The 6,958-nt window shown below is 71.1% G+C and carries 6 protein-coding genes; all 6 read right to left on the bottom strand.

What is annotated here, in order from left to right; all coding sequences use genetic code 11:
• Positions 1-3,035 (bottom strand): amino acid adenylation domain-containing protein (locus tag DSP71_RS14845; protein WP_113681469.1); only part of this gene is annotated, 3,035 nt, incomplete at its 3' end.
• Between the two features lie 72 nt (positions 3,036-3,107).
• On the bottom strand, positions 3,108-3,947 hold the full coding sequence (locus DSP71_RS14850; protein ID WP_113681470.1) for a siderophore-interacting protein: 840 nt from the start codon (positions 3,945-3,947) through the stop codon (positions 3,108-3,110).
• Entirely contained in the window at positions 3,944-4,168 is a 225-nt protein-coding gene (locus tag DSP71_RS14855; RefSeq protein ID WP_058631979.1) for an MbtH family protein, read from the bottom strand. Before DSP71_RS14855 ends, DSP71_RS14850 begins: the two co-directional genes overlap by 4 nt.
• Positions 4,165-4,422 (bottom strand): phosphopantetheine-binding protein, encoded by a 258-nt coding sequence (locus DSP71_RS14860; protein ID WP_113681471.1) that lies wholly within the window; start codon positions 4,420-4,422, stop codon positions 4,165-4,167. Before DSP71_RS14860 ends, DSP71_RS14855 begins: the two co-directional genes overlap by 4 nt.
• The gene (locus DSP71_RS14865) at positions 4,409-5,773 is read right to left on the bottom strand and encodes a lysine N(6)-hydroxylase/L-ornithine N(5)-oxygenase family protein (protein ID WP_058631977.1); all 1,365 of its coding nucleotides are present in this window, start codon (positions 5,771-5,773) and stop codon (positions 4,409-4,411) included. The genes DSP71_RS14860 and DSP71_RS14865 overlap by 14 nt, the downstream gene beginning before the upstream one ends.
• The coding region (locus DSP71_RS14870; protein ID WP_258546476.1) for a (2,3-dihydroxybenzoyl)adenylate synthase at positions 5,770-6,958 on the bottom strand (1,189 nt) is incomplete at its 5' end. The genes DSP71_RS14865 and DSP71_RS14870, both read right to left, overlap by 4 nt.

Here is a 6,958-nt window from a genome sequence, read left to right on the forward strand (position 1 = left end):
ATCACCGAGATGCTGTCACCACCGAGCACGATGACGTCGGCGTCGGCCGGCACCTCCTCGAGCCCGAGCACGTCGGCGATCGCGCGGCACACCGTGCGCTCCCGGTCGTTCGAGGGCGCGATCCCGGTGATGGCGCTCCGCACGGGATCCGGGAGGGCGGCGACGTCGAGCTTGCCGTGCGCCGTCTGCGGCAGTCCGTCCAGCACGACGACGCCGTGCGGCACGAGATGATCGGGCAGCAGGTTTCGCAGGGCGGAAAGCAGGGCTTCGGGGTCGAGAACTACGGTGTCGAGGGCGCCCGCGGCGTCCGTCGATCCGACGGGGACGGCGTACGCGAGGAGTCGCGCCGACGCCCCGGTCCCGCGGACGATGGCCTCGGCGCGGGCCACGTGCGGGAGGGAGGCAAGGGCGGAGCGCACTTCGCCGAGTTCCACGCGGTGTCCGCGGACCTTCACCTGATCGTCGCGGCGACCTCGGGTGGAGAGCAGCCCGTCCTCCTCGACGCGCACGACATCGCCGGTGAGGTAGATGCGGCCACCGCCTCCGCGGGGGTCAGCCACGAAACGGGAGGCGGTGAGTCCCGGCATCCCGAGGTAGCCGCGCGCGAGGTGCGGTCCTGCGAGCGCGAGCTCGCCCGAGACCCCGACGGGAACGGGGTGGAGCGCGGAGTCGAGCACGAGTGCGTCGGTGCCGGCGAGCGCCCGACCGATGCGCGGCTCCGGCCCCTCGACGACGGCGCCGAGAGCGTCGACCGTGGCCTCGGTGGGGCCGTAGAAGTTGTGGGCGTGGACGGGCCCGTCGGCCAGCCGCCGCCACAGCTCGGGGGATGCGGCCTCGCCGCCGATGAGCAGGAGGGCCGGCGTGTGCGCGGTCTCCAGCAGACCGGAGTCCACGAGGGCGGAGGCGAAGGTCGGGGTCACGTCGAGGGCATCGATCTGCAGGCGATCGACCGCCTCCACGATCTCGCGGGCATCGCGGCGGTCCTCTTCATCGAACACGACCAGCTCGTGGCCCAGCAGGAGCCAGAGCAGCTGCTCCCAGGAGGAGTCGAAGGCGAACGATGCGGTGTGCGCGGCGCGGAGCCTCCGTCCGGCATGGGCAGCGATGGGCCGGAAGAGCGTGTCCGCGTGATGCGCGAGGAAGAACGCGAGCGAACCGCGGCCGACGCCGACACCCTTCGGGGTGCCGGTCGATCCCGAAGTGTAGGTGACCGAGGCGAGAGCCCCGGATGCCGGCACCGGGAAGACGGCATCGACCCGAGCGGCCGGCAGCTCCGCCGTTCCGTCCTCGCCGAGCACGAGCGCACGCGGGTGTGCGGCGGCGGGCGATCCGTCGAGTGCGACCACGAGTCGCGGGTCCGCATGCCGGAGCACGAAGGCGATCCGCTCGTCCGGGTAGGCGAGATCGACCGGTGCGACGGCGGCGCCGGCTTCGAGCACCGCGAAGATCGTGACGACCAGATCGATGCCGCGCGGCAGAGCGATCGCGACGACGTCGTCGGTGCCGATGCCCCGGGAGACGAGCACGGCGGCGAGCGCACGCACCCGCGCCTGCAGCTGTGCGAAGGTCACCGCATCATCTCCCGCACGGATCGCGACCGCTTCCGGATCGGCCGCGACGGCACGCGCGAGCGCCTCGGAGATGTCGACGAGCGGATACCCGCCGTCCGGTAGGGGCTCCGAACCCGACGCACCGCTGTCACCGTCCGCGAGTGCGGCCGCGCGGCCGAGCGGTCGCGTGGGCTCGGCGGCGATCCGGGCGAGGAATCCCGCATACCGTCCGGCGATCCGGTCCGCCTCCGTCGGCGAGTACACGTCGGGGTTGACCTCCAGTCGCAGACGCACACCGCCGTCCGCCGCGGGAATGATCGTGAGGTCGACGTCGTCGACGGGACCTGCGGCGACGGTGCTGACGGTTCCCACCGCCGCGGCGAAGTCGAGCACCGGGGTGTACGGCTTGATGTTCACGCCCGGTCCGCGCAGCAGTGAGGGCATGCCGCGTTCCTGAGAGATCTCTTCTCCTCTGGTCCGTTGAGCACGCCGGAGCACCCCGAGGTCGGAGCTCACGCGCAGGGCCACGGCGAGCAGGGAGTCGGCGGGATCGACCCGCACCGGGAGGGGGAGCACACTCACCGACATGGACGGCGTGCGGGCCGCGACACCGGTCGCGCGTGCGGCAAAGGGCACGCCGAGCACGAGACGGGGCACGCCGGCAGCCCTTCCCGCGAACGCGGCGAAGGCGGCGACGTGCACGTCCGCCCAGGTGAGACGCCGGTCGGATCCTGCGACGGCCCCGAGGTCGGCGGCCGTCTGCGCCGAGACGGGCACGTCGACCGTATGGGCTCGCCGCACAGCCGGAGCAACACCTCCGGAGAGCGTAGGGACATCCGCATCCTCCACGACCACGGCCGCGTCGAGCAGGCTCCGCACCGATGCCCGATCGGAGTCCGCAACGGCCGATTCCGCATAGGCACGTTCTTCGTCGCGCAATGAGGAGGAGCGCGCGAACCCGACGCCCAGAGGGCCTGCGCCGACGAGCACGCGATACCGCTCGGCCACCCGATGCGCGATGAGCGAGATCGAGTAGCCGTCGAGGAGAGCATGGTGCGAGCGCAGCAGCCACACCACGTGATCCGCTGCGGTGCGCACGATCACCTGTCCGACCAGCGAATCCGCGTCCAGCCCCCCGCGCCCGCGTGCCAGCTCGCGGGCGAACAGCGCCTCCGCTGCGGCCTCCGGATCGGGTCGGTCCGCGACGTCATGCACCTCGATCCGCACGGGTGCATCGCTGCGCACCCGGCACGGGGCACCATCGTCCCCGATCACGATCCGGTCTCCCAGCGTGTCCGCCTCGGCGATCGTGGCGCGGATCGCCTCGGCCAGCATCGCCGTCGAGACATCGCCGGCGATGTCCACCCGGTCGGCGACGACGAAGACGTCGGAGTCCGGGTCCAGCAGCTGCGCGTCGACGATGCTGCGCTCGGCGGCGCTCAGCAGCCGGTCGTCGGACGGGGGGACGGGGGAGGTCGTGGTCATCGCGGTCTTCTCTTCGTGGGAGGGGTCCAGATCAGGAGCGGATCCCGGTGCGGGCTGGCGGGCGGGGCGAGGTCAGTCCTCGTCGTCCTCGTCCTTGTCGTCATCGTCATCGTCGAGGTGCTCGTGCGTGTCGGCGATGCCGCGCTTCCAGTACCCGGTGATCGACGAGTGGTGCTTGGTCAGACCCAGGTCGTCTCGCACCCAGCGTCGGAGGGGCTTGATGGCGCCGGCCTCTCCCGCGAGCCAGACGAAAACCCGCGCACCATCGGGGATGTCGACGGCGAGAGCGCCGCGGATGAGGTTGTCGGTCGCCGCCCCACCGCCGTGCAGCCAGGTCACCGACACGCCCTCCGGCGTCTCCAGCGGCTGCTCCGATCCCGGCCCTTCGACCTCGATCACGACAGCCCCCGTTCGCGAGCGCGGACTCTCCTCCAGCCAGCGGGCGACCGCCGGAAGCGCGGTCTCGTCGGCGACGAGCACGTAGAAGTCGTAGTCGTCGCTGACGCGATATCCCCCGGGAGGGCCGGCGACGTGCACCCTGTCTCCCGGCCGCGCATCACGCGCCCAGTCCGACGCGAGCCCGCTCGCGTGCACGACGAAGTCGATGTCGATCTCCCGCAGATCGGGTCGGTGCGCGCGGATCGTGTACTCGCGGCTGGTCGGGATCGGACGAGGCCAGATGAGTTCGTCGCCGTCGGGGCGGGGCAGCCGCAACTCGCCTGTGTCGGGCTCGGGAAAGATGAGCTTCACGTGCTCGTCGAAGATCGCGCTCTCGAACCCTTCTGCACCCGAGCCGCCGAAGGTGAGTCTGATCATGGTGTCGGAGAGCCGGGTGGTGCGCACGACCTCGACCTCTCGGATGCGCACGGGGAAGTCGACGTACTCGACCGGAGCAGGGGCGACCGCGGTCATCGCGCCTCCTCCGCGGCCATCGCCTCGCGCAGGGAACGCGGGCGCAGGTCGGTCCAGGTCTTCTCGATGAACTCGAGCGTCGCCGCCCGGTTCGCCGGACCGAACACGATCCGCCAGCCGGAGGGGACCTCGGCGAACTCGGGCCACAGGGAGTACTGCTCCTCGTCATTCACGAGTGCGAGGAAGACGCCGTCCTCGTCGTCGAAGGGGTTGGTGCTCATGATTCGCCTTCCTGGGGTGCGGGGTGCGCCGCGGCGAGTGCCCCGGCGAGGATGTCGAGGGTGGGTCCGCCGACGAGATCGGCGTACTCGATCGCGCCGCCCGCATCGCGCACGGCGGTGAGGAGTCCGATCACGCGGACCGAGTCGAGCCCGTAGTCCCGGAGGTCCTCGTCCCCCTGGACATCGGCGAGATCGTCCGGCACGACGGCGGCGGCGAGCGCACGGGCGCGCTCGAGGGCTTCAGACGGTGACATGGGTTCCTTTCCTGTCGGCGGTGTGCGCTCCGGCCGACCTGTCGTGCGAGTGCTGGTTCTCTGCGGCTTCGGCCACCAGGGCGTCGGCGATCTCCCCCGCGCGCACGGCCGTCGTCGACAGGAGCGTCGACGTCAGACCGTGCTGGTGCTCGCTCTGTCCCACGAGCACCAGTCGCGCCGAGCCCGGCTCGGTGAGCGTGGCCGAGTGATCGCGGCGGAGCACCGGCCGACCGGCGTCGTCGCGGCGGAGGAGGTCGACGTCGTCCTGCAGCAGCTCCGCGGTGTCGAAGGGCCGGTAGCCGGTGCCGAACACGACGGCGTCGACATGGAGGGAGGTCACATCACCGTCGAGGTCCGACTGGACCCGCAGCTCCACAACGGACGGGGCCTCCTCCAGGGCGACGACGCGACTGACGCGGTGCAGCACCAGGCGCTCGCGGTCGAGCCAGGCATCGCGGTACATCCGGTCGAAGAAGGCGCGGATCACCGAGGAGCTGGCGACGCCGTTGTTGGCGTTCCGGTGGAGCACGTCGAGTCTGGCGCGCACCGCATCGGTGGCATCGAAGAGCAGGTCTACCGACGCCGGGTCGAAGATCCTGTTCACCAGGGGCCCCTGGTCGCTCGGCGCGACGCCGAACTGGGAGGAGATCACATGGACCGTGGCCTCGGGGAACCGATCGGACAGGTCGAGGGCGACTTCCATCGCGCTCTGCCCGGTGCCGACGACCGCGAGACGACGCGGAGCGCGCAGCTGCCCCACGCGGTGCACATGGTCGGCCGAATGCCACACGCGCGTGCCGGGGGCGATGCCGGCCGGGAATCGCGGCCGCAGTCCCGCCGCGACGATGACGCTGCGGGCGCGCACCGTGCGCACGCCGTCTGCAGACGCCACCAGCACGTCGAAGGCCTCGACCTCACCCTCGATGCGGACGGGGGTGACCCGTTCGACGCGGGATCCGTAGCGGACCACGTCGACGAACGCCTCGGCCACCCACCGCAGGTAGGCGGCGAACTCGATCCGCAGGGGCTCGGCGCACCCGCGGTTCGTGAAGTCGACGAGACGCTGACGTTGATGGAGGAACGCAACGAACGAGTAGGGGGAGACCGGGTTGCGGAAGGTGACCAGATCCTTGAGGAACGAGATCTGCATGCTCGCGTCCTCGAGCAGCATTCCCGGGTGCCACGTGGGCTCCTCCTGCGCTTCGAAGAACACCGCTTCGAGCGGTCTGCCCTCCTCCGCGTGCTCGCGCAGAGCGATCGCGATGGCCAGATTCGCCGGCCCGAATCCGACGCCGACGACATCGACGGTCTCGGGGACGTCCTTCCCCTCATCCAGAGCTGCCGCGTTCACGAACGGCTCCCCTCGTGTGCGGCGACCCCTCGACGGTCGACCTTGCCGACGCCGGTCGCGGGGAGCTCAGGCACGAGGGCGAAGACGTCGGGCACCTTGTATACCGCCAGTCCCACGGCGGCGAGATGACGACGCAGGTCGACGGGTCGCACCGGCGGGAGAACCCCCTCGGGGCCGGGGCGCAGCACGACGGAGGCGTGCACCCGCTCCCCCATCGCGTCGTCCGGCACCCCGACGACCGCCGCGTCGTGCACGTCCGGATGCGTGAGGAGCGCGTTCTCGATCTCCTCCGGCACGATCTTCTCGCCGCCGCGGTTGATCTGGTCCTTCGATCTGCCGACGACCGTGAGATAGCCGTCTTCCCGCTCGATCACGATGTCGCCGGTGCGGTAGAAGCCGTCGTCGGTGAACGATCGTGCATCGTGCTCCGGCGCGCGGAAGTAGCCGCGGATCGTGTACGGGCCGCGCGTCAGCAGGGCCCCGGGCGAGCCGGGCGGCACCGGACGGTCGGCTTCGTCCACGACGCGCACCTCGTCGTCCTCGCTGATGCGCAGGCCCTGGGTCGAGATCACGGTCTCGAGGTCGTCATCGAGCCGGGTGTAGTTCACGAGCCCCTCCGCCATGCCGAACACCTGCTGCAGACGACATCCGAATGCCGGCTCGATCCGCTCGGCGACGCTGCGGCTGAGCTTGGCCCCGCCCACCTGCACGACCTCCAGACTGCGCAGATCGTGCGACTGCCGCTGCGGGGCGTTGAGCCAGGAGAGGACGAGCGGAGGCACGGCGGGGACGATCGTCACGCCGTGCCGCTCGATGAGAGCCAGCACCGTGTCGGGGTCCGGGTCGGTGGTGAGGACGATGGTGCCGTGCGCCGCGATGATGCCGAGGATGCCCGGAGAGGACATCGTGAAGTTGTGCGCCACGGGCATCGCCACGAGCATGCGGCTGTGCGCGTGCAGCCCGCAGATGCGCGCGCTCTCGCGCACCGAGTAGAGGTAGTCGTCGTGGGTGCGGGCGATGAGCTTGGGCGTGCCGGTCGTCCCCCCGGACAGCTGCAGGAAGGCGATGTCCTCCGGCCGAACGGGGACGGTCTGCGCCTGCGTCCTCCCGTCGGACACGGCTTCGACGGCGCTCGCGAAGAGCACTCCGCGGACGCTCGGCACGAGGTCGGCGACCTCGGTGGCG

This window comes from Microbacterium sp. H6, assembly GCF_003314775.1.
Classification (GTDB): domain Bacteria; phylum Actinomycetota; class Actinomycetes; order Actinomycetales; family Microbacteriaceae; genus Microbacterium; species Microbacterium oxydans.

What these genes read in the sequence shown, in the direction of transcription:
- DSP71_RS14855 (WP_058631979.1), bottom strand. Translation starts at nt 4,168, where the DNA reads ATGAGCACCAACCCCTTCGACGACGAGGACGGCGTCTTCCTCGCACTC.
- DSP71_RS14860 (WP_113681471.1), bottom strand. Translation starts at nt 4,422, where the DNA reads ATGTCACCGTCTGAAGCCCTCGAGCGCGCCCGTGCGCTCGCCGCCGCC.
- DSP71_RS14850 (WP_113681470.1), bottom strand. Translation starts at nt 3,947, where the DNA reads ATGACCGCGGTCGCCCCTGCTCCGGTCGAGTACGTCGACTTCCCCGTG.